Origin of the sequence: Lysinibacillus sp. NPDC086135, assembly GCF_044746345.1 — a bacterium.
Classification (GTDB): domain Bacteria; phylum Bacillota; class Bacilli; order Bacillales_A; family Planococcaceae; genus Lysinibacillus.
Map to the genome: position 1 here is coordinate 306,250 of NZ_JBIVCA010000002.1, position 21,309 is coordinate 327,558.

Genomic DNA, 21,309 nt, shown 5'->3' on the forward strand with positions numbered 1-21,309 from the left:
TTCGAGTGGCCCTTATTTATTTATCGTTTATTGTTATGTGAATTCCCTAAATTTTTTCATAATTATACTGATAAATATATAAGCATGATCCGATGAGTTATCTTAGATTTTATATGTTAGAATTTTCTTCAATGTACTTCCCGACATAAGTTCGAACAAAAACTCTGTGGCTTTTTAAGTAATAATTTGGAAAACCTTTTTCTTATTATATTCGTATATTTATTAGAACTAACATAAGTGAGGTGACGAAAAATGATTGCTGGATATATTACTTGTTTTGTTCTTGCTTTAATTATTATTTTTATGGGCTATCTGATCCATATTAAAAAGAAACTGTGGCTTATTGCGGGTTACCAAGAAGATTGTTTTATTGGTGATAAAGATAAACTAGCTAAGCTATTTGGTGTTTTCTCATACATAGTAGGTATCACTACTTTACTATTACCTTTTGGACTAGAATTTTGGGGTCTCATTAGTGCTATTATATATGCCGTTTGTATATGTCTAGGAACAGTAGCCACTTTGGTCTGGAAACAAATAATTAATAAACCACTATAAAGGTTCATTACCAAAAGTTATGGATGACTTTTGGTAAAACGTCTACTATGTAAATAGTTGATTGGAGTGGAGACTGGGCGACTCCTCGGGGATCAGCAATAGAGGAACGAAGGCTAAAAACATCACATCCTGTGATAACGCCTTCGTGACCAACATCGTGTTGGCCCGAGACCCTGCAGCGCAGCGGATGTTTTCTGTGCGAAAGCGTAGTGTTAACGTAGCGGCAGCACCAAATGTTTTCTGTAGCGAAAGCGAAGCGTCAGCTACAAATGTTTTGACTGTGCGAAAGCGTAGCGACAGCAACACCAAAAGCGGCTCATCGGACGCCCCTAGGAAAGCGCCCAGTCGGAACGGAAATCAATCACACATTTTGGTGATGATCCACTTTAAAACATATAGAAATTATAAAAATATTCCCTTGAATATTTAGACAAGGCCCATATTCAAGGGAACATGTTTAGACACATTGTAGCATTCTAAACCATTTCGTTAGTTATTCCACCACTTTATCTAAACGATTCTTTTCTTTTATCTCTACGAACAGTGGAAAACATGTAAAGGCTAAATAATAAAATGAAAATGACTGTTACTGCTAAAAAATATGTATCTTGAATCTTAAACAAGAAAGTATTCAAAGAATTTAATAATCCAGTTAACATCAACAATAACCAATAATTATTTTTTCTCTTTGATTGATCACCATTATTTAGATACCTAGCAGAAAGCCAGATAAAGAAAGGTAAATAGCAGACAATTGAAAAAATTAAAATAGCCCATCCAATAAACGACATAGTACAATCACCTCCTAGAGCCTTCCTTATTTATACGATTGACATTTGTAATAGTTTCAAATTTATTATTCTATAAAAATGTTGCTTACATATTTTATCCCCTAAGAATTTCCAAAATTTTGAGGAACAATATTCATAGCTATCCCATTTTAAAATTCAGTAATTCATCATCATTAATTTTTCGGATTTTTAATTCAAACTGAGTAAAACCAAGATGAATACCTCCCCTCCTTTCTACACCAAGACATATTATAGATTGTAGAAGGGAGGGATATTTCATGGGATATTACGGTGGAAATTATGGTAACTGTTGTTACGGAGGCTATGGCGGTGGCTTCGGCGGTGGTGGCTTCGGCGGCGGTGGCTATGGCGGCGGTAGCTTCGGCGGCGGTAGCTATGGCGGCGGTGGCTATGGCGGCGGTGGCTGCGGCGGATACTATGGTTATGGCCATGGCAGAGGACATGGTTCAGCATTCGCATTAATAGTCGTTCTATTCATTCTTTTAATTATTGTTGGCGCAACATTCGTCTATTAATTTTCCCAATACTTTCGTTAATCAGATGAATAACGAAAAAAGTTAATGCTATTTATCATTGTCACAATTAATCATTTCCATAAACTCTGTTGCTAAATTTCAAATACCTAGTAATAGAAGGAACTAACCAGCCTAACATACTACAGTTAAAACAAAAAGGTCACTTTTGTCCGAGTGACCTTTTATTTATCATTTACTTAAATAATATAATAAAACCGCTACAATAATATTTGGTAAGGCAATGTATAAGGAATTTAAAGTAATTTTATTGCGTTCATCCCGATGTTCTGTTGTTTCGGTAGCAATATTTGCCCTCATCCGATCCCCACTAACCATAGACCCTGAAAAAATCATTGAAATGACAATGAAGATACAGCCAACCGTGCCTGAAACTAAATAAATTTTTTCCATTCCCCATAACATTATCGATATCAAAACACCGCAAAGTGATAAGAAAACACCAATTAATACATATTTCACCCCATATCCCCCCCTACGTTATTTTACGTTTGATTACCATTTTCTGTTTCATTTTTTTGTAATCATTTCTAAGGTTTTTTTTATATTATACACACTAAGAATAGGTATGAATGGTTTTAATGACAACTTCAAAAAATAAGCTTATTCAAGATTCAGATTTTATCGGCTCTAATTCTCCTCCAAATGAATCTGTTATTCCTTCCTCGAACCAACAAATTGAACCAGCACTAATGCCTGTTAAAAGGATTCCCCCATGCCAAGCTGTCTTAAAAATGCATCTAACGACCACAAATATCTTTTTCCATAATAAAACTTTCTAAATCTCGAGTTGGAGGTAAAAAAAGTGATAAGCGGGACGGAATACATTGATGTGAGTTAAAAAAAGAATTAAACTATGCAATATAATTTTCTGAGTCTCCGCTTGCATTAGGAACAAAGCTGTTAGATTGCTGTAAAATATATGTATCCTTTTTCATTTTATTACTGGTGTAGGTATACTATTTCTCCAATCCTTAATAAATGAGGATTGGTGAGGATTAAGATTTAAAGGTATTTCATCTCTCGATAAAAAGTACAGTTCGCTACTTTCATCATTGATTTGTAAAGTACCTTTATAATCGCTTGAGTAAAAAATTATTTGAACACTAAAAACTTTATCTCCATTTGAGTACTCTGCAAAACCATTTTTACCAGAATATAATCCAAACAATGTAATATTGTTCAGGATAAGATTTGTTTCTTCAAAAACTTCCCTTTTAACAGTCTCTTCAAAAGTTTCTCCGATTTCCAAGATACCTCCTGGGATTCCCCAAATATCACCGTCAGTCCTTTTTTGTAAAAGAATACGCCCCCTATCATCTTCAATTATTGCTCCACAGCCAATAGTCAATAGAGTTTCCTGCCCGATCATTTGTCTCATCGTTTTAATGTAATCATTCATAATTGATACCCTCTTTCCTTGTTGTAGATCCCTAAAACATTCTTTTTCACAATTAAAGACTAAAATAACCATAAACATCCTTATTTTACATTATTCCTTCGGATATAAATACACAGGGTTCAAATACAAAAAAGCAAGGCCCAGATTACATAAAAAAATGAGCCCTGCCTATATTTATTTTCCTTCCTTATTACTTAATTTTTGAATCTCGAGTAGTTCAGATATCGTTACAAATTTATATCCCTGCTCTTCAAGCTCTAGCAAGATTTTTTCTAATGCTTTCACAGTCTGCTCACGATTTCCACCGCCATCATGAAATAACACGACACTTCCAGGCTTAGCACCTTTTAACACAGTATTGACAATTTTCTTTTCTCCAGGATTTTTCCAATCAAATGTATCTAAATGCCATGACCACATGACAACTTTATACCCTTCTTTTGATATTGCATCAATCATGGAATCCGTGTATTGGCCTTCAACGGGTCTAAATAAAACAGGGACATAACCTGTAATACCATAAATTGTTGCATGTGTTTGTTTTATTTCTTTCATCAAATTGGAAACATTCGTTCTAAAAGGATGCGTATATGTGTGAATGGCTAGTTCGTGACCTTCTTCATGTATACGTAAAGCAAGCCCTGGATTTTTTTCTGCATTTTCACCCACAATAAAGAATGTGGCCTTTGCATTGTACTTGTCTAATATATCTAAAATGTCAGGTGTGTACTTTTTATGAGGACCATCATCAAAGGTTAAGGCGATCACTTTCTCATCCGTATTAATATCCCACAAAATTTGTCCTGCCTCTTCATAATACTTCCTTCCCTTATCTGCAAAAGATTTTTCATTAACAAAAAATAAAAATAACCAGAAAAAGCATAATGTAATCAGCAGATAGTATTTCCTCAAGTTTTCACCTCCTGCAAATAATTATTTCTAATCATTATTATTTGAGGTTTAAACTAAAAAATGCTTTTATTTTTGTTCTTTTAATTGTATATAAAACCAATAACAATCCAAATTGAATGTAAATAACGCTACACATTCTAATCCTAAAAATGTTATATTATTTGGAAGGAGTGTGATTATTTTGATAATAACGGTGAAAGAAGAGGATTTCGAGTTTAACAGCTCCAATCTAAGTCAAAGGTGTTTCGAAGCACTCATTCAAATCTATAAGATAAGAATGTCCGAAGAAACTAATATCGGTGTAAAAGAACGTTTTTATGAAGAACTTACGGAAGGCCAAAGAGCATTATTTATGTTTTATGTTTATTATAACCATATTAGTAAATCTCTTATCGAATTTTATTGGTGGAGGATGATGAATCTTTTCTTTTACTCCTGGAGAAAATTGAACGGGAGCTGAAACAACATAATCACCCTACTTTATTAGAAAATTTTACAATCACTCGCGATGAATTAAATCATAACAAAGAGCTCCATGCATCATTTGAATCGCTATATGCAATATTCGAAAACATTTATCCAACTACTATAGAAAAAATAAATACTTTGATCGAAAAGAATTTACAAGACTTTATACAAATTGAAAAGTAAGGAGTATTTTTCATGGCAACTATAGAAGATTTTGTGAATCTTGATATTAGAATTGGTACTGTTATCCAAGCCGAAGAACTTACACAAGCAAGGGTTCCTGCTATTAAAATGAAAATTGATTTTGGAGAAGATCTTGGCATTAAGCAATCCTCTGCTCAAATTACAAAACGCTATACGCCAGAAGGAATTATGAATACGCAAGTAGTAGCGATCGTTAATTTCCCTCCCCGTCGTGTGGCAGGCTTTAAATCTGAAGTTTTAGTAATTGGCGGCGTTCCTGTAGAAGGAGATGTGATTTTATTAGCTCCTGATCAGCCTGTACCAAACGGAACTAAAATTAGTTAATGCTAGGATTTTGTGATAAAAAATGAAACTATGTCACAGGCACAAAACTAGCCTTAATTTCTTCTACATCATATATATAATAATGTAAAGCTAATTTTGCCTTATACCTCCTGATTTGATACTAAGGGTCACTAATGTGGCCCTTTTATTATTTTGTAACATCTAAATTATAAGAAGAACAAATTCCCTAAATCGAGAGGATCATAGAAAATGAAAATTTATTATGATTGGTGCTACATCATTAAAATCTTCCAATAAAAAATAGAAAGGAGCGTGATAATGAAGAGAAAAAGGAGAGAACATTATGAAAAACAGACAGGCCACAACTAATGACTATGAAACTATTATAAATCTTTGGGATAGATCCGTTACCAAAACCCACGATTTTTTAAGTTTAAAAGATAAGGAAGACATTAAACAGGAAATTCCTATGTATTTCCCACATCTTGATGTGAGACTTTGGTATGTGGAAAATGAATTGATAGGTTTTTCTGGGACGAATAATCAGCACTTAGAAATGCTATTTTTAGAACCTGCTGAGATTGGAAAAGGTTATGGAAAACAATTAATACAACAACTCATTAGAGATTTTAATATAAGGTCTGTTGATGTCAACAAAGACAATGAAAGCGCAAAGATGTTTTATTTGAAAAACGGTTTTACTATTGTTAGTGAAGAACCAACAGACAGTTCAGGTCGCCATTATCCAATACTTCATCTAGTCTTAACGTAATTAGCAGAGGCCATCCCGCTACTTTATTCATAGGCTATGTTAAATTTTAATATTGATTTTCATATTAAAAAGTTTAGGGATACCTAAATGGTTCCCTAAATTTTTAATAATAATGCCATTTTGAATATGGGCTTAGATTTGAATTAAGATAATTTAGATACTGAATTTTGAAAGACTTAAACTATCATAGGTATCTGTCATTTCTTTTTGGTGTTTTTATTACTACGACGATCGACAAAAAAGAACCAAGCTAGTTAATTATCAAGATATTTGGTAGCCACACCTTTAAAGCTTGTCTATCCATTTGTTTCAAATAAAAGCATACCTTTAAAAAAGTTTGATCAAAATATTCCCTAAACTTTATATTTATTAATGAATATCATGTAACTTCATTTTTTCCAATTCTTTCTTTCTTTTATTTTTTAGAGATTCCCTTCCTTTAGCCCAAGTTCCTAATAAAAACAACGTACCAGCAACTGCAACTTTAATGAGTGAAGATGTATTGACATTTCCCGTTCTAATTATCCACCATCCAAAAATAAAAACTAAATACAGAATAGGTACAATTGCTCCAAAGTAAACGTTGGCTCTTCTAGATAAAAAAGATTGAACTCCTATTATTACAATGGCTATTAAAATGGCTATCAACCATTTATAATTTGGATCCATTATTCATCATTCCTTTCGCTTTTATATTTATCAATAATCATTTTTGCCGTCTCTAAACTCAACCGTTCATCAATAACCAAATTTTTAATCATATTTACAAACTCCAGGTCTTCAGTATTGCTATTCAGTTCAATTTTTTTAATTAAAGTATCTAATTTAGTCCTTACAGTCGGATATGAGACACCATAAATTTTAGATATATTCTTTAAAGACCCAGAATTTATTATAAATTTTCTTATAAATTCAACAGATTCTTTATCTAAAGATAAAATCCAAGATGGTACTTCATCACGGTTCATATCACCCCTCCTTTTTAACAATGTTAAATAATAATTAAATAAAATTCAAGTAATTATTAATATTATTCATTTTTTAAGGTTATTTTAAGCAAAACAGTTTTTTAGACGTAGAAACTTTCCGTTGGGCTAATGCTAGGTTTATCATTTATTCAAATGTTTTGTGGAATTATTGTCGTTTAAATGGGCATTGTTTTAAAAAATGTTGATCATCTGTAAAAGCATGGACTTGTCTTAATTATAGTAGGAATCTTAGGAGGCTGCCGGGTGGATATTTAATTGGTTTATACTTGTAGGCTAAGAAGCAAAAAAGCACTAACATGCAAACCGTCAGTGCCTCCTCGTATTAAAACGACCCTTATTACTTCACTTTTGAAAGTGTCATACCATCACCAATTGGAATAATAATCGACTCTAATTGAGGGTGGTTCGCTACTGCTTCATTGAATTTCTTCATTATTTCCGTATATCGTTTTGGTTTGGCATTTGGATCTGCCACACTTCCTGCAGCAAGCACATTGTCAGTAACTATGATTGCATCGGGATTTGCTAGCTGTACACAGTAATTTAAATAGTTTTCATAATTATCCTTATCAGCATCGATAAAGAAAAAGTCGAATCGCTCATTTCTTTGTACTAGTTTTTCAAGACTTTCCAATGCAGGTCCTGTTATATAGGTTACCTGTTCACCAAAACCAAAATCTAATTGATTCTTACTTCTTCCCTACATTACACACTTGCATATTTTTTTAATTTCCTGAACAACCAAAAAAGCGTTAACCCTTTTCGATTAACGCCCCCCTAAAGCTGAACAAAGTTCTACCAACCTTTAAAACATGTTTTTTCAGTCTCTTCTTATAATTAATTACGTATTTGTTTGAAAATCTAATACGCAATACCTACACGCGATTTCACATATTCTTTACTCTGAATTTGTAGATAGGCAAACTCTGCGGTATCTGCTACAGATATTTCTATCCCACCATCCGGTAAAAAGTCTCGTTCGATACGATAAGTGCCCGTATATTCACCATCCGGTAAGTATGTCGGACAGACGATTGTCCAATCAGTATTAGAGTTTTTCAATAAATGATAGGCTTTATGATGCTCCTCTGCCGCAAAGGTTGTTTTTCTTTTTGATTCGCTCGATTGATAACGTAAAATACTTGGTGTCAATCGACTTTGTAGAATACTAGCTGTTCCGACAGTTATCATTCTTTTCACATGCTCTTTTTCCATTGCATCAAGAATTAGCGGCATACTTTCAGTTAATGTATTTGTGCCATCAGTGTTTAATGCACTAATTACAATATCTACATTCTCCATGACCTTTGCTATATCTTGTTTTTCTAAAACATTTCCTTGTACAATATGTAAATTTTCATCATTTATTTTTAGCTTATTTGGGTGACGAACTAAAGCTGTAACGCTATGTTTATCTCGTAACGCTAGGGAAACAATATGGCTACCAACGCGTCCAGTGGCACCTAAAACTAAAATTCTCACTATGATCACCTCTTTTCTTGATTATAGCATACAAATGTTCTGTAACGATTTAGAGGTCTCTTATCCTTAAGCGTTGTTAATGAACATCAGTAAGTCTGATATTAACGATAAATAGCTGAAGATCATTAGTTTCCGCGATACTATTGACGATATTTTGGATTTCGCTTTCTGTACTCTTTTCGAGTTTATCTAAATTATGTAATTGTATCGTTATTAGTTGATTGCTCGGAGTTTCAATTAAGTAGCCGATTGTACTATCTGGAAAATAGCCTGCTGCTCGTAACGCTACTATAATTTTTTGTGTGAAATTCGTGCTTTGTAATTTTTCACCAATTTCTTCACTATAATTTGTATCGGGATTTTTTTGAATGGGTCTTTCATATGAAGGTTGATTATATTTTAGCAATGCTGCAGTTACTAACATCAAGGAAAATAAAATAAAAAGGCCTTTTATTAATCCTCTCATATGTTCTCTCCATTTCATCTTTTTAATAGAATACGCTTATCATATTAAATAATGAATGAGTCTCACTGGCCCAATATGAAATATTTGTTTAATAATCCCCATAATATTTGCCAGACTAACATTTAGATAGCCTAGCAAGGGGACAATATTTACCTTAATCGTTTATTCGTTTACGATTACTTTCACAACAGGTTCTAATTTTCCTACATATGCATCCCCAACATAATCAACATCTATTACTATAGCTCGTGGCACGAAACGTTGAATGCTTTCCAAAAGACGTGCGGTGTTACGTCTTTTGACAAGCTGGAAAGGTGGAAGCGTGTCTAGTCTTAAACCAAAATCTCTGTAAAAAGGGCAAGATATTACGAAAGTAGATAATATAAAAGCTACATTTTGTAATATTTCATCAACACCTGTAGCATTAAAATCAATATTGCTTGTGGCGGTCACTTGATGTGTCATCCTATCAACCTTTCTTCTACGATACATGGAAAGATGTTAGTAATCTTTCTTAATATGAGCTTTTCATCGAAAAACGAGCACTTAGTTATTTATGCTAAATGCTCAAAAGTTATGAACAAAGCACACATTCTCTATTGTATGTATACAATTCAATGTATCGTTAAACAATTGCACAGTGTCAGGTTCCACATTCATCCCGCTTTTATCATTGGATTTCACATTAAAACATTTTTATTTTATTAGTGCGTAATAAATTACATACAACCAACTTAAACAACCATGGATGATTGCCCATATAATGGAATGATTTACACTCCAGGAAATAGTAATGGCCAATACGGAGCCAAAACTAATTCCGCTCTTAATAACTGTTTTGTTTTCCATTTTCCTCACCTTCTTTACTTTGCTAATTTCAGAAGTTTGCCTCCTCATCATTATTCCTCCTAATCATGTCATCAATAGACGTTTGTTTGTAACATCTATCTTATGATTTATGATTTCACTGCTAATAAAAATCGCAATGAACACGCCATTCTTGTAGTTTTGGATTAAAAAAGAAATAGAAATTTCCATTATCGACGATATTGAAATGTGCCTTCTCGTCTGAGGCAATCTGTAATACAAAGGGAAAGTCCTCACCGTAATCATGACCACTTTGACAAAACGCTGGATAGCCACCTATTTTATGAATAGCGTGTATTTCCTCTACAATATCATCGAAGTATTCAAAATCCTCCTCGTGCTCTAACCTTAAAATTTCATCCTCCACATCAGATGGAATCCCACCTCCATCCCATGTCGGATAATCATTATCAATATGTTTTGGAATAAGTGGAAAAGCGCGAATACGGTCATGCTGCCAATTTTGCTGGATTAACCCTTCTATAGAGGTATATGCTCTTATTTCAAAAAAACGGCTAAGATCATCTTCTATGAGGTGATCAAATATTTCATCATTGATAAATAATGTTAGCAGCTCAATATGCTTTAGTGACGCAGGCACAAAAGAAAGGTCCTTTAAAAATAAGGTCGCTAGTGGCTGAAACCCTTGTGGCCTCTGTTCCTCAGGTAAAGACCATCCAACATAGCCAATCCAGCTTTCTAGCAGGTCATATGTAGGTCTAAACCCACCTGTTTCAAAAATCGTTGCCTGTCTCACTAGCTGTGCCTTAATATCATCAATTCCCATTAGCTGATCCCTCACTTCGACAAATACAATCTACGACATGATCATTAACCATTCCTGTTGCCTGCATAAATGAATAGCAAATCGTACTTCCAACAAATTTAAAGCCGTCTTTTTTTAATTGCTTGCTCATTCGTTCACTAATTTCTGTTGTAGCAGGTACATCAGCAATGGACGACCATTCATTGCTAATCGGCTGATGATCCACAAATCCCCAAATATACTTAGAGAAGGAGCCATATTTCTCTTGTATCCGTAGAAAGGCTTGAGCATTCGTCACAACACTAGCAATTTTAAGCTTATTACGTACGATGCGAGAATCCTGACGAAGCTCCTGTAGCTTGTCATCCGTATAAAGTATGATTTTCGAAGCATCAAATTGATCGAAAGCTGCCCGGTAGCCCTCTCTTTTTTGTAGAATTGTCCACCAGCTAAGTCCAGCTTGTGCCCCCTCTAAACAGAGCATCTCAAATAAATGCTGATCATCATAGACGGGAATACCCCATTCTTTGTCATGATACTCAACATATAAAGGTTCATCTAACTTGACCCATTCACATCTTTTCATTTATATATCCTCCATTTTATGTATTCATTTATCCCTATTATACAAAGCCAGCCTTTTTGTGTATTTTCCTTTATAGTAACGGTTTAAAACCCAACACTTTCAAACAGCTACTTGATTTCAGGTTTTGTTTTATAGGCTTTCATATGATAATTAATTTTATAGAGCTCCGAAATTATGATTCTTCCCATCGTCCTTCAATACTCTAAATACATCCTTCACAACAGTTGCTATGTGCAGTAAAAAATAATGCGTTTGGAACACTGTAATCGTATCAAAAAACTAATCTGTGTACGAAATGCTTGAAACACTTGCTTTGGCCACGATCACTTTTCCATTTCCACATCCATACTATAGATTTTACCACTTGGATTAATATTCGATAAGGATTGAAGTGTTTTTCCACCTCCACAGCCAACAATTAATACAAGATCACCATCATTTATGGCTTCCTGTTTCATTAGCCAAGTATTCATACTACTATGCCCCTTATTCAAAATTCGTAGCATCATTGAGCCTATGAATCCTCTTGGGTTGTTAGCTTGTACAATTAATCGTTGGAAAAGTGTCATTTCAAATTTCCCCTTTGTCATTTTCACTTTCAAAAATTTGTTCCGAACTAAGGATTAAGATGTCTTGTGTAGCTAACCTTATTAAGGCTGTTTCCTTACTTTGATCAGTAGCACCCGCGACTGCATCCCCCACAACAGTTACAGCAAAATTTCTAGCTAGAGCCCCTTCCACTGTTGCAGTTACACAGCCTTCTATAAAAACGCCCGTTACTATTAATTCGTGGATGCCATTATTGTTTAAATACTTCATTAAGCTAGGATTACTAAATGCATCCGCTTTATTTTTTGAAAAATACACCCCCTCAGCTTTTAATAATCGTTTATCCATTTCCGCACCTTTACTCCCTTTTAATGCAGTGAATTTTCGTAAAAGGTTGGAAAGTACTTGCTTTCGCTCAAATTCATTCCTAATATAGAGGATAGGGACATTTGATCTTTCAGCTCTTTTTATCAGGTCATTAATGCCTTTTAAAATGGGCTCAATTTGATGCTTTGCCACAGGCATTCGGGCTTGATTACTAAGGTAATCATTTTGAATATCGAGTACCATTAACTTATTTTTACGTTCTTAAAAAGCAAAAAGTTTCAATTTTTACCATTTTAAACAAAGGAGACTCAATATGATTAAACAAGCCAATAGAGAAGATGTTCAAACAGCATCATTTTTAGCACTTCAACTCTGGCCAAATCATACGTTAGATGAATTTAACGATGAAATGGCGCAACTAATAAATGCTGAAAACGCTACGATTTTCCTGGCATATGTGGATGATGAAGCAGTCGGTTTTGCACAATGTCAACTCCGAACAGATTATATTGAAGGTACCCACTCAAGCCCAGTCGGCTATTTAGAAGGACTCTTCGTAAAAGAACACTATCGGCAGAAAGGCTTTGCAAAGCTTCTGATTGAGAGTTGTGAGCATTGGGCTAAACATAAAGGATGTCTAGAATTCGCTAGTGATTGTGAAATGCAAAATCTCGAAAGTCTAGCAGTCCATCTTAAATTAGGTTTCACCGAAGCAAACCGCATTATTTGTTTTACGAAGGAATTATAAAAATGAGGTGATCCCCCTACGGAATAACCTTATTCGTTATTTTTGTTATCTGCGAGTATATAGACAGTTAATATTGCAAAAAAGAAAAAAATCACAAGTGCTTTTTTACACACTTGTGATTAATATTTGTTCGATATATAAAGGATCTATAACAGGAACACAAACCTTAAAAGTCCTTTTATTTTGGCTATTATATGTACTATTTATTAATTTAAATATGTATTGGCTGAAATGTTTCTTTCGCGCTCGTCCATTACTAGGTGGATAATAAATGCAAGTTGTTGCTCTATTCGCTCATTGTTAAGATACATAATGTTCGCAATTGCTTTTTTTTGTTTTTCTTCTAATCCTACCTTCTCAAGCAATAACATAATTTCTTCTTTCGAAAGCCCAAACATACTTTTTTCACCTCCAATTTAATCATTTATTATTTTATAATCATTATTCACTTTTCTCAAACAGCGAACTAATACAACCATTCCATGACCTATTTTCACTAATTATAGGATAACACATGGACTTAATTAATCCAAATTTTACTTTATTTTAATAAAATTCCAACTTCTACAAAAAAACATTATTATTCAATAATAATTTTCAGTGAAGGATGTGTAACGATTTTTGATATTTATTAATTCTATTATAAAAATATCAATCCCATTTGTCGAATTTTAGTATTCTACAGCACGGCTTATAAGTCTAAATACGAAAGCATGTTTGAATGAATAAGGACAACAAATAAAATGCTCATTTTTTTAATACATTTTTATCTTTATTATACATCATCTGTCGTTACACATTGCTTTTAGCTCACAAAAAAAGTAATTTCAAAATAATCGAAACTACTTATCCTTCTTTTGTATTCGGTTAATTTACACTGTTTTGTTAATATTACTATCCGGGGCATTAATGTTAAATTTTTGTAAATTTTCAACTGGTATTTGTAATTTTTCATCCATTTTTTTGGATACCAGCTATTTTTGTTAATATAACATTCTTTGTCTTGTCACTAGTATTGACTGGCAAATTAACTATTCTCGACGTTGTATCAGTCTTCCATATTGTCTTGTTAGTATACCCTTCGATAAATAATTGGCTCTTCCCCTGTACAATAGCCGGTATTTTTACAGCCGTTAGATCTGTATACACCATCTCAAGTAAAGATTGATTGGACATCGCTAAAAATGGGCGATCTGCTTTATCAATCGTACAATGCTCAATACGCCCGATTGACTTATCAGACCAAACTATTGCATATTTACCTTCATAACAGTTGCTAAATTCACTATTCGTAACTTCAAAAATAGCATCAATACAAGTAATCGCATTTCCGCTAATGTGGTCAAACGTACAATTATCTGTAAAGAGTCGAGCATTATTTATATAAATATGATGACTTTCAAGCTCTTGAATTATTGTATTCTGCAGCGTAATTTTGGCGTGATCATTGCCATAAATACCACCTGCCTGCCCAAATTGGATCTTACACTGATTGAGCTTTAACCCGCTTGAGTCAATAATAAAGTGAAATTGTGGGTGTTCTTGGAGATCACACTCTGTCATCGATACATCGGCTTCGTTGACAATCGTAACGCCTGTCGCCCTTCCCTTATTTATCCTACATGTACGAAACTCCGCTTTACTATTTTCAATTAACAACTGAGACTTCACATGACGCTGGATCTTACAATCATACATGATCGCCCTAGATTTCTCACCAACATATAGCCCGTTTCCTACTCCATCAGAAAAGATAGAATCTGTCACCATCAATTCACTTTGATGAACAACCAGTTGCGTGTCTTGATGATGCTTGATTTCACAGCCATCCATCGTTAGTTTCGAGCTATCAAAAACTTGCACCCCTACATCTTTCCCTTGGTGAATAAGTGTATTGGTCATTGAAATTGAACTGAAGGCTGCTACAATTTGTGCCTTTTTATGTCCATGAATTTCACAATCCACAAGCTCCATTTTTACATCACGCATTGCATAAATGCCATTCGTTTGCCCTTCTAACAGCATACAATTAGTTAATGCGATTTCACTATTTTGCACATTAATTTGAGCTTTAACATGATGCTGGATCGTTGTATCCACTAGAATAACGCTTGAGCCATTATCAATACTTAAACCAAAATGATTGATTGGGCTTGCTAAAATATCGACATTTTTCATCATTAAACTACCGAAACTTACGGTCACTTGTGTCTGCACCATTTGTTGCTCAATGACACAGTTTTCTAGCTGTAAATCTCCCTTTACATAAATACCCTGCCCTTGAGTAAAACGCAGGTTTCGCATATTTACAAGTGTCTGATAGCGGATAAACACGCCACCTTTAATGGTCACATTCCCCACTCCATAAAGTGTCAGCCTTTTGGAAATTTCGAAGCTTTCTTCATATATTCCATCCCGGATTTCAATCAAATCCCCCGACTCTGCCTCTTGAATCGCCTGCCCAATACTTTGGTATCGGTGCATAATACTTCTCTTTACAACAAGTGTCGCCATCTCTACACTCCTATGTCGGTTTTCTTTTATTTATATCCCCATTGAACTTCCTATTATTCAATTTTGTACAAATAATTTACAATCGATTCTTTTATAGAGGGTAGATAATACATATATTTTCTATTTCATCCTTCTAAAGCAAACTAAAAAACCAGCAATTAAACAATTTTCTCGTCATTGCTGGTTTAACTGATTTTAAATTTTCGGTGCAGCTACTTATGATTCCGTAATAAATGCAAGTCCAGAATTACAATAGACATAATTACAATTTAAATTTCCTAACAAGGTCGTTTAAACTCTCTGCCATTTGTGCTAAATTGGCTGATCTATTATTGATTTCATCCATAGAGCTGGCTGCTTGTTCGATTGTTGCAGAAGTTTGCTGTATGCCTGCAGCGGATTGCTCCGAGACAGCGGCAATTTCGTCCACTGATTTATTAATATTGACAGTGCTTTGTACTACGTCTTCTAGCTTTGTCGTCATGCTGTCAATGTTTGCTGACATTGAGTAAACAGCTTCTGCAATCTGGCTGAATGTTTCATTTGTGGAGGCAATTTGAGTTGTGCCTTTTTCAACCTCTTCGTAGCCATTTTCCAATGAGGATGTCACCGTGTTTGAATCTTGTTGAATTTTTTGTACGATGCCTGTGATATCGTCAACCGAGACTGCTACTTGTTCAGCAAGTTTACGAACCTCATCTGCAACGACCGCAAATCCTTTACCATTTTCTCCAGCTCGAGCCGCTTCGATCGCTGCATTAAGTGCCAGTAAATTCGTTTGTGCAGCAATACCCTGTATCACTGCCACGATTTTTGAAATGTCCTGAGTTTGTTTACTTAGTTCGTCCACCTTATGAACTGCATCCTTCACAATATGATGAATGGATGTCATTTGCTCAGTAGATGCGTCCATTAAATCTTGGCCATCTTTCGTTAAAGCCATAACATTTTGGGAATACTGCTGAACATCCGTACTGCTATTATTGACATCTGTTATCTTTAAGGTGAATTCTGTCATTGTTGTAGCTACATCTGATGCATTACTTGCCTGCACTTCTGTACCACTCGCGATTTCAGTGACTGTGTCAACAATTTGTGCCGTAGCCGTTTTCACCTCTGTCGCTGATTGCATAAGCTCTTCACTATGCGCAGCTACATCATTAGACACTGTTTGAATTTGCTTTAATAAACGGTTCAAAATATTGGACATCGTATTAGTTGCTTCTGTAAGCCTCCCTACTTCATCTTTGGAATTCACCACAAGTGCAGGCTCACTTAAATCACCTTCAGTAATTCGTTGCATACGATTTGTCACAGCGATGATTGGTCTAGAAATGATTCGAGCACTTAATAATGCAATCACGATGGACACGATAACAATCACAATACCGACGATTATACCTGTAAGCTGCTTAGTCTCCCCTGCACTGACAATGTCTGCACCAGTCGCATTAATCGATTGCTTACGATGCTCTGCTAACCCCTCAAAGCCTTCACGTATTTCCGTCGCCTTATTACTCATAGTTGCTAAATTTTTCGTCGCTTGTTCAATTTGGCCTTGATCATAAACAGTAAATACTTCTTTTTCAATATAACTGCTCCATTCTTTAGCCATTTCCGCAAATTTGTTGAAATCACCTGTCTCTGATATTACTAAACGTTGTTTCTCATTCTCATCCGCACGCTTTACATTATCTTCAAAAATTTTCTTATACTTTTCATCACCAGAAAGTACATAACCTCTAGCTGCTGCAATTCTTAGCCCTATCGTCTGAGCTTCCTCATAATCTGTAATTAGTAATTGCATTTCTTCATCAATAATTTGTTCCGTTGCGCTGTTGCTTTGGTTGACTGCATAAAAATTGTAACCAATGTATAAAATCACTACTGCTACTACAATGCTAAAGGAAAAAACGATTCTTTTACTAATTGACTTAAAATTCATTTCAAATGCTCCTTACTTTCCAAATGCAATCTAATGTGCATTGTCATAATTTGCACACCATTAGTAATTTAACACTCTTGAGCCAAGTTTGGATTGATTTGGAATTTTAACTAGATTAAATGAAATAACTAGTTGATTTTCATGTAATTTTTAGCAGATAATAATTTCCATAATTTTTGGACAGATGGACTAAATAGAAAATTACACAACAGGACTTTTGACACGCAAAAGGAACAGCCTCAAAAGTAGACTGTTCCTTCTATTTAAATATTAATCCCAATAATTAAACATAACATCTCCGATTGTTTTACTATCAAAGTGTGAAATGTATTTCCATTCTACCTCCGATAAACTGTGCAACTCCTTATCCTGCATCAACAATGTGTTTAGTGTATCGGCAGTAAGGCATTTACGCATCGGAAAATATTTGTGCAATTGAGCTTTTGTTAAAAATTGAAAGCTTAACTCTTCATCAAACTTTGCAAATGCAATATAAGGCGTCAGCCTATGATGAATGATCGTCAAACGCTCATCTTCCAGTTGAATCACCGCTTGCATATAAATAAAATGAGGCTGATCAATAAATTGTAGAGCTTTTGCTCGTTGTTCACTTGTAACTAAATGATAAACCATCGACTGGAAAGATCGCATATCCTGTTCAATGAGATGGTCTGCATCAAAACCTGAAATCCCTTTCGTTAATCGCAACGAATCACCCCTTTATTATTGTGTCTATATGACCTTCTAGTAAAGATAGGCAGATTCCTTCAATAAGACTCTATTTTCTTGTTATTTGATAGTTAATTTCTAAAAAAGGTAGACCGAAAATACGCATTTTGTGCACAGCCGTTAGTGTTGTTTCATCTTCTGCCTTTATCTTAAAATGCTCCTGTAAAGGTAGTTGAAATAAAAAATGATTGATGGCTAAATAAATCCCAGCATCCCCATCGAGATTACTCGTTAAATATAAAGCACCATTCTCATCATATAAATGTAACACGCCAATCATTGTTGAAAAAGGCAGTGGAAGTGCAATATTCATATAGCTGGTTTGTCCTGTTGTATGCTTTGAATAGATTGCGACAAAGGTTGTTTGTTTGTCTATTTTACGAATCCAGGCACGTGGAGATGGACGTCCATCGTATAGCTCATCAACTTTAACAACCTTTCCTGTCATCTCAATTTGCTTACTGGAGAAGGGTAAATTCAGCTGTTGCATGAAGCGACTTAAGCCTTGATAAATCAAAGCAAACGGTTTAAACCAGATTTTCCACCTTACAGATGCCATTAAACGATACTGATTTGTTTCTTCATAAAAATGTGGAATGATGGGTGGCAGCTTTGTCGTATCCACAAAGTCACTAAGCGCATCGACTAAACCAGGGTGCGGGTCTTTTCGTTCTCGCAATTTCCCCCTAATTTGGCTTACTGGAAAATGGAATGGTTGAAATTTAGTTTCGGGAATAGCTATAGCCCAAGCTAGTACCCCTACACTACCGAAGAAAATACCATTCATAAATCCATGAAATTTTAGCATTTCTGGTATCCCTACATAGCCAAATGCATACATAAATGACCATATTATCGTGATACATAGTGACCCATAAGAAATGCGTAATAGTAAACCTTGTCCACGAGGAAGTTTCGTTTTTAAAGCAAGGAAAAATAAACTGTAAATCGCCGCGATATAAAGTGTCACTGAAATAATTTCTATTATTGTAGAGAACGTTATACCTATTGCAACAAGAAGTGGACCTGTCAATAATATAACAACGACTGCATTGTACCATCTACTCTTATGTATTCGCCCAAAAAGACCTATAGAAATAGTTAATAAACAAGCTGAATAATGAAAATGGATGGCTGTTAACCATGTTATTAACGATGAAAAACCTGTATCGATGTTTGCGATAAAAGCAAAAAACCATAGTCCACCGATCAATATATAAATAAGCCCCACGTCAATTGATATCTCCGCCATGTTTGTAAAGCCTCGCTGTAAAAATCGCTTCACACCTTGTATAGCTATAAACGCCGTATAAAGAACATAAATAAGTACGAGAACGATTGCTATCCAACCTTCAGACCACCAATGTAACAACGTAATAGCAAGCATCATCGCGACAATAATAGCATCGCCGGCTTTGTTAAAGGAAATGACCATTTTCACCATCGCTGGAACAAAGATCAGCTGTGCAACTGTGAGTAGCAACATATATTCAGGCTGCGGGCTAAACAAATAACAAACGACCGACAGCATAAGCCCTAATAGCAGGACAGGACTACTTAGATTGTTGCGTAAATTCACCAGCATACATCATCAGCCTCCCTATTATTGGATTATGAATGGACACATGAATCGTAAACACATTTCTTTTGTCATCAAATCCTTCCTCGACGATAACACGCCCCTCTAATATTTTGGGTATTGAACATTCTATTTTGGAAACTACAAATCGTTGGACTCCGGAGCGAATGACCAATTTCCCCTCACCCGTCACCGCAAAATGCAAATCTGAATAAAAAAGAGCTGGTGATCCTAAGTAATCTTTCACTATTTTTCGGATTGGATCAATCGTCATTCTCGCATCAAAATGTCTAGTGCTGTTTGAAAAATGGAAAGTACGCTCCCATAACACTTCAAGTTCCCCATTTGGTAATACTCGACAAGTATTACAAATTGAGAATGGAACATCGTCGCCTGATTCTGGAAACAGGAATCTAGTTTTGGAGGCTATCGCATAAAAAGGACGCAGCCACTTTGCACCAGATTGAATTTTATGCATCACGCCAGTAGCATAAAAAGGCTGATCTACTGGTAACATATAACGCTTCTGTAGCATTGGATGGAGTCGAATAAAGTCCTCCCCTAATAAAGTTTGATAAATCGTCATGCTGTTCCTCCTCGCTTTCGTTTACAGCTTTTGGCACTCGGCATATCTTTACTTAAAATCAACCCGATAATGGACAATACCCACAATGCTACATTAAGTGTTACAGGATTAAATGGAGCAGAAGCAATCGTTTTATCTGCTAGAACGGCACCCAATGTTAAAAATGGAAAAAGCAATATTTGCACGCCAAACAATAAACGCTTTCCTCGAGGCAATAACCAACAAAGTGCAAAGATGATCTCTGCAAGTCCAATCCAGTTTACGATTTGGCTAGTGTTACTCTTAGGTGATCCTGCTAGTTTTTGCAATGTTGTAGATTTGTTCGCTGCAACATTTCCGCTCGGCTCGATGGCAGATCCGCTCTGCTCAACGCCCGATCCATTCAACTGACTATAATCCCCGCCTAGTAATTCCTCAATCATCATCACCTCAGTAGGATGTTGTACGATAATTTTCGGTACAAGACCGTGGTACAACCACACGAAACAAAAAAGCACACTGATAAGCATTGTTAAAAAGAAGCGACGATACTGAGAAAAAGGATTTTCTCCTTTTTCAAGCCATCTTTTTAAAACATCGAAACTAAGAGCTGTAGCCCAGCCCATTACGGGACGAAACACAGCATCAAATAATTTCCCTAGTTTCCCATAGCGAACATCATAATCATACTGAGTTAAAAATGTGAGCCCCTTGTCGTTAGGAATGTATTTCCAGTACCCTTTCCCCTGTGCAATTGGAGATATTTTTTGGGGTGTGCCAAAATGTAACGAAGATGTTTTCGTGCCATCTTTTTTATGATACTCTCCTTTACTCTCACCCCAGCCACTAACTGATATGCCCGGCATCACCTTCGTTTCATAGGTAAAGCGCTGAGGTTCTTCAGGAGATTTTTTATCGATATATGTAATAGAAGTAAAACGTAAATCCCATTGCTCATGCAGCTTAGGGTTTTGAGTATATTTCCAAGCCTCATTGATGGGTGTTCGTATATCCACCTCCACATAAATAGGCTTTTTCTTCATCTTTATATCCTCCTTCAAACAAACTTATTGGTTATTTAGTTTACTTTCTATAATCCTCCATAACCACCACTCTATTAATGGTATTATAGCAATAAATTAATTTTTCACCATAAATTGGACTTTACCCATTTAATTGGAACAGCACCATAACATAGGGTTGATTTGCATTCCTACTGAGCGCATTCGCACAGATAAAACTTTGTTACGT

At 35.1% G+C, this 21,309-nt stretch carries 25 protein-coding genes and 2 pseudogenes; 5 read left to right on the forward strand and 22 right to left on the reverse strand.

Annotated features, from left to right (window positions below; translation table 11 throughout):
- Positions 1–252 precede the first annotated feature (252 nt).
- Complete coding sequence (locus ACIPKN_RS04600) at positions 253–558, forward strand: DUF3784 domain-containing protein (protein WP_400933827.1); 306 nt, start codon at positions 253–255, stop codon at positions 556–558.
- 506 nt (positions 559–1,064) lie between these two features.
- On the opposite strand, the gene ACIPKN_RS04605 is transcribed toward ACIPKN_RS04600, so the two are convergent.
- Positions 1,065–1,349, reverse strand: a complete 285-nt coding sequence (locus ACIPKN_RS04605) for a hypothetical protein (RefSeq protein ID WP_400933830.1) — start codon at positions 1,347–1,349, stop codon at positions 1,065–1,067.
- 278 nt (positions 1,350–1,627) lie between these two features.
- Between ACIPKN_RS04605 and ACIPKN_RS04610 the strand changes: the two genes are divergently transcribed.
- The gene (locus tag ACIPKN_RS04610) at positions 1,628–1,885 is read left to right on the forward strand and encodes a YjcZ family sporulation protein (RefSeq protein WP_400933833.1); all 258 of its coding nucleotides are present in this window, start codon (positions 1,628–1,630) and stop codon (positions 1,883–1,885) included.
- A 189-nt stretch (positions 1,886–2,074) separates the two neighbouring features.
- Here ACIPKN_RS04610 and ACIPKN_RS04615 read toward each other — a convergent pair whose 3' ends face one another.
- From ACIPKN_RS04615 to ACIPKN_RS04630, 4 genes and pseudogenes are all read right to left on the reverse strand, one after another.
- Positions 2,075–2,365, reverse strand: a complete 291-nt coding sequence (locus ACIPKN_RS04615; RefSeq protein WP_400933836.1) for a DUF5316 domain-containing protein — start codon at positions 2,363–2,365, stop codon at positions 2,075–2,077.
- Between the two features lie 157 nt (positions 2,366–2,522).
- Positions 2,523–2,841: pseudogene (locus tag ACIPKN_RS04620) on the reverse strand (Type 1 glutamine amidotransferase-like domain-containing protein); the annotation flags it as partial.
- Complete coding sequence (locus tag ACIPKN_RS04625) at positions 2,838–3,305, reverse strand: NUDIX hydrolase (protein ID WP_400933839.1); 468 nt, start codon at positions 3,303–3,305, stop codon at positions 2,838–2,840. The gene ACIPKN_RS04625 and the pseudogene ACIPKN_RS04620, both read right to left, overlap by 4 nt.
- A 174-nt stretch (positions 3,306–3,479) precedes the next feature.
- Complete coding sequence (locus ACIPKN_RS04630) at positions 3,480–4,217, reverse strand: polysaccharide deacetylase family protein (protein ID WP_400933842.1); 738 nt, start codon at positions 4,215–4,217, stop codon at positions 3,480–3,482.
- 663 nt (positions 4,218–4,880) lie between these two features.
- On the opposite strand from ACIPKN_RS04630, the gene csaA reads away from it, so the two are divergent.
- Both csaA and ACIPKN_RS04640 read left to right on the forward strand, forming a co-directional pair.
- Positions 4,881–5,213 carry a chaperone CsaA gene (gene csaA / locus ACIPKN_RS04635; protein WP_142510206.1) on the forward strand — a complete coding sequence of 111 codons (333 nt, stop codon included), beginning with the start codon at positions 4,881–4,883 and terminating at the stop codon, positions 5,211–5,213.
- 304 nt (positions 5,214–5,517) lie between these two features.
- Positions 5,518–5,946 (forward strand): GNAT family N-acetyltransferase, encoded by a 429-nt coding sequence (locus ACIPKN_RS04640; protein ID WP_400933845.1) that lies wholly within the window; start codon positions 5,518–5,520, stop codon positions 5,944–5,946.
- A gap of 369 nt (positions 5,947–6,315) precedes the next feature.
- Here ACIPKN_RS04640 and ACIPKN_RS04645 read toward each other — a convergent pair whose 3' ends face one another.
- From ACIPKN_RS04645 to ACIPKN_RS04690, 10 genes and pseudogenes are all read right to left on the reverse strand, one after another.
- Positions 6,316–6,615: a hypothetical protein gene (locus ACIPKN_RS04645; protein WP_400933848.1), complete on the reverse strand. Its 300-nt coding sequence runs from the start codon at positions 6,613–6,615 to the stop codon at positions 6,316–6,318.
- Positions 6,615–6,914, reverse strand: coding sequence for a DUF2089 family protein (locus ACIPKN_RS04650; protein WP_400933851.1), 300 nt, complete (start codon positions 6,912–6,914; stop codon positions 6,615–6,617). The genes ACIPKN_RS04645 and ACIPKN_RS04650 overlap by 1 nt, the downstream gene beginning before the upstream one ends.
- A 358-nt stretch (positions 6,915–7,272) precedes the next feature.
- A pseudogene (locus ACIPKN_RS04655) lies at positions 7,273–7,608 on the reverse strand (O-methyltransferase); the annotation flags it as partial.
- 188 nt (positions 7,609–7,796) lie between these two features.
- On the reverse strand, positions 7,797–8,417 hold the full coding sequence (locus ACIPKN_RS04660; protein ID WP_400933854.1) for an NAD(P)-dependent oxidoreductase: 621 nt from the start codon (positions 8,415–8,417) through the stop codon (positions 7,797–7,799).
- Positions 8,418–8,493: 76 nt separating this feature from the next.
- Positions 8,494–8,883, reverse strand: a complete 390-nt coding sequence (locus tag ACIPKN_RS04665) for a hypothetical protein (protein ID WP_142510216.1) — start codon at positions 8,881–8,883, stop codon at positions 8,494–8,496.
- 162 nt (positions 8,884–9,045) lie between these two features.
- Positions 9,046–9,348 (reverse strand): hypothetical protein, encoded by a 303-nt coding sequence (locus tag ACIPKN_RS04670; RefSeq protein WP_400933857.1) that lies wholly within the window; start codon positions 9,346–9,348, stop codon positions 9,046–9,048.
- A gap of 505 nt (positions 9,349–9,853) precedes the next feature.
- Positions 9,854–10,537, reverse strand: a complete 684-nt coding sequence (locus ACIPKN_RS04675; RefSeq protein WP_400933859.1) for a DUF1963 domain-containing protein — start codon at positions 10,535–10,537, stop codon at positions 9,854–9,856.
- A complete protein-coding gene (locus ACIPKN_RS04680) occupies positions 10,527–11,102 on the reverse strand; it encodes a DNA-3-methyladenine glycosylase I (RefSeq protein ID WP_400933862.1) in 576 nt (191 codons plus the stop codon). The genes ACIPKN_RS04675 and ACIPKN_RS04680 overlap by 11 nt, the downstream gene beginning before the upstream one ends.
- Before the next feature lie 323 nt (positions 11,103–11,425).
- Positions 11,426–11,671, reverse strand: coding sequence for a hypothetical protein (locus ACIPKN_RS04685; protein WP_400933864.1), 246 nt, complete (start codon positions 11,669–11,671; stop codon positions 11,426–11,428).
- A gap of 1 nt (position 11,672) precedes the next feature.
- Positions 11,673–12,221 carry a cysteine hydrolase family protein gene (locus ACIPKN_RS04690; protein ID WP_400933867.1) on the reverse strand — a complete coding sequence of 183 codons (549 nt, stop codon included), beginning with the start codon at positions 12,219–12,221 and terminating at the stop codon, positions 11,673–11,675.
- Between the two features lie 70 nt (positions 12,222–12,291).
- Between ACIPKN_RS04690 and aac(6') the strand changes: the two genes are divergently transcribed.
- Positions 12,292–12,726 carry an aminoglycoside 6'-N-acetyltransferase gene (gene aac(6') / locus ACIPKN_RS04695; protein WP_400933869.1) on the forward strand — a complete coding sequence of 145 codons (435 nt, stop codon included), beginning with the start codon at positions 12,292–12,294 and terminating at the stop codon, positions 12,724–12,726.
- A 206-nt stretch (positions 12,727–12,932) separates the two neighbouring features.
- On the opposite strand, the gene ACIPKN_RS04700 is transcribed toward aac(6'), so the two are convergent.
- The 7 genes from ACIPKN_RS04700 to ACIPKN_RS04730 form a co-directional block, all read right to left on the reverse strand.
- Entirely contained in the window at positions 12,933–13,124 is a 192-nt protein-coding gene (locus tag ACIPKN_RS04700; protein ID WP_132358405.1) for a hypothetical protein, read from the reverse strand.
- Between the two features lie 553 nt (positions 13,125–13,677).
- Complete coding sequence (locus ACIPKN_RS04705) at positions 13,678–15,240, reverse strand: right-handed parallel beta-helix repeat-containing protein (protein ID WP_400933872.1); 1,563 nt, start codon at positions 15,238–15,240, stop codon at positions 13,678–13,680.
- 262 nt (positions 15,241–15,502) lie between these two features.
- Positions 15,503–17,185, reverse strand: a complete 1,683-nt coding sequence (locus tag ACIPKN_RS04710) for a methyl-accepting chemotaxis protein (protein WP_400933875.1) — start codon at positions 17,183–17,185, stop codon at positions 15,503–15,505.
- 270 nt (positions 17,186–17,455) lie between these two features.
- Positions 17,456–17,893 (reverse strand): hypothetical protein, encoded by a 438-nt coding sequence (locus tag ACIPKN_RS04715; RefSeq protein WP_400933878.1) that lies wholly within the window; start codon positions 17,891–17,893, stop codon positions 17,456–17,458.
- A 70-nt stretch (positions 17,894–17,963) separates the two neighbouring features.
- Positions 17,964–19,499, reverse strand: coding sequence for a YndJ family protein (locus tag ACIPKN_RS04720; RefSeq protein ID WP_400933881.1), 1,536 nt, complete (start codon positions 19,497–19,499; stop codon positions 17,964–17,966).
- Entirely contained in the window at positions 19,468–20,079 is a 612-nt protein-coding gene (locus ACIPKN_RS04725; protein ID WP_400933884.1) for a DUF4166 domain-containing protein, read from the reverse strand. The genes ACIPKN_RS04720 and ACIPKN_RS04725 overlap by 32 nt, the downstream gene beginning before the upstream one ends.
- The gene (locus ACIPKN_RS04730) at positions 20,076–21,101 is read right to left on the reverse strand and encodes a DoxX-like family protein (protein WP_400933887.1); all 1,026 of its coding nucleotides are present in this window, start codon (positions 21,099–21,101) and stop codon (positions 20,076–20,078) included. Before ACIPKN_RS04730 ends, ACIPKN_RS04725 begins: the two co-directional genes overlap by 4 nt.
- Positions 21,102–21,309 lie beyond the last annotated feature (208 nt).

Bases quoted from the DNA above. Each gene is read 5' to 3' on its own strand.
- ACIPKN_RS04645 (WP_400933848.1), bottom strand. From the start codon at position 6,615: ATGGATCCAAATTATAAATGGTTGATAGCCATTTTAATAGCCATTGTA.
- ACIPKN_RS04670 (WP_400933857.1), bottom strand. From the start codon at position 9,348: ATGACACATCAAGTGACCGCCACAAGCAATATTGATTTTAATGCTACA.
- ACIPKN_RS04705 (WP_400933872.1), bottom strand. From the start codon at position 15,240: ATGGCGACACTTGTTGTAAAGAGAAGTATTATGCACCGATACCAAAGT.
- ACIPKN_RS04650 (WP_400933851.1), bottom strand. From the start codon at position 6,914: ATGAACCGTGATGAAGTACCATCTTGGATTTTATCTTTAGATAAAGAA.
- ACIPKN_RS04725 (WP_400933884.1), bottom strand. From the start codon at position 20,079: ATGACGATTTATCAAACTTTATTAGGGGAGGACTTTATTCGACTCCAT.
- ACIPKN_RS04605 (WP_400933830.1), bottom strand. From the start codon at position 1,349: ATGTCGTTTATTGGATGGGCTATTTTAATTTTTTCAATTGTCTGCTAT.
- ACIPKN_RS04610 (WP_400933833.1), top strand. From the start codon at position 1,628: ATGGGATATTACGGTGGAAATTATGGTAACTGTTGTTACGGAGGCTAT.
- ACIPKN_RS04690 (WP_400933867.1), bottom strand. From the start codon at position 12,221: ATGGTACTCGATATTCAAAATGATTACCTTAGTAATCAAGCCCGAATG.
- ACIPKN_RS04640 (WP_400933845.1), top strand. From the start codon at position 5,518: ATGAAAAACAGACAGGCCACAACTAATGACTATGAAACTATTATAAAT.
- ACIPKN_RS04720 (WP_400933881.1), bottom strand. From the start codon at position 19,499: ATGCTGGTGAATTTACGCAACAATCTAAGTAGTCCTGTCCTGCTATTA.
- ACIPKN_RS04665 (WP_142510216.1), bottom strand. From the start codon at position 8,883: ATGAGAGGATTAATAAAAGGCCTTTTTATTTTATTTTCCTTGATGTTA.
- ACIPKN_RS04700 (WP_132358405.1), bottom strand. From the start codon at position 13,124: ATGTTTGGGCTTTCGAAAGAAGAAATTATGTTATTGCTTGAGAAGGTA.
- ACIPKN_RS04680 (WP_400933862.1), bottom strand. From the start codon at position 11,102: ATGAAAAGATGTGAATGGGTCAAGTTAGATGAACCTTTATATGTTGAG.
- ACIPKN_RS04685 (WP_400933864.1), bottom strand. From the start codon at position 11,671: ATGACACTTTTCCAACGATTAATTGTACAAGCTAACAACCCAAGAGGA.
- ACIPKN_RS04730 (WP_400933887.1), bottom strand. From the start codon at position 21,101: ATGAAGAAAAAGCCTATTTATGTGGAGGTGGATATACGAACACCCATC.
- ACIPKN_RS04625 (WP_400933839.1), bottom strand. From the start codon at position 3,305: ATGAATGATTACATTAAAACGATGAGACAAATGATCGGGCAGGAAACT.
- csaA (WP_142510206.1), top strand. From the start codon at position 4,881: ATGGCAACTATAGAAGATTTTGTGAATCTTGATATTAGAATTGGTACT.
- ACIPKN_RS04710 (WP_400933875.1), bottom strand. From the start codon at position 17,185: ATGAATTTTAAGTCAATTAGTAAAAGAATCGTTTTTTCCTTTAGCATT.
- ACIPKN_RS04600 (WP_400933827.1), top strand. From the start codon at position 253: ATGATTGCTGGATATATTACTTGTTTTGTTCTTGCTTTAATTATTATT.
- ACIPKN_RS04675 (WP_400933859.1), bottom strand. From the start codon at position 10,537: ATGGGAATTGATGATATTAAGGCACAGCTAGTGAGACAGGCAACGATT.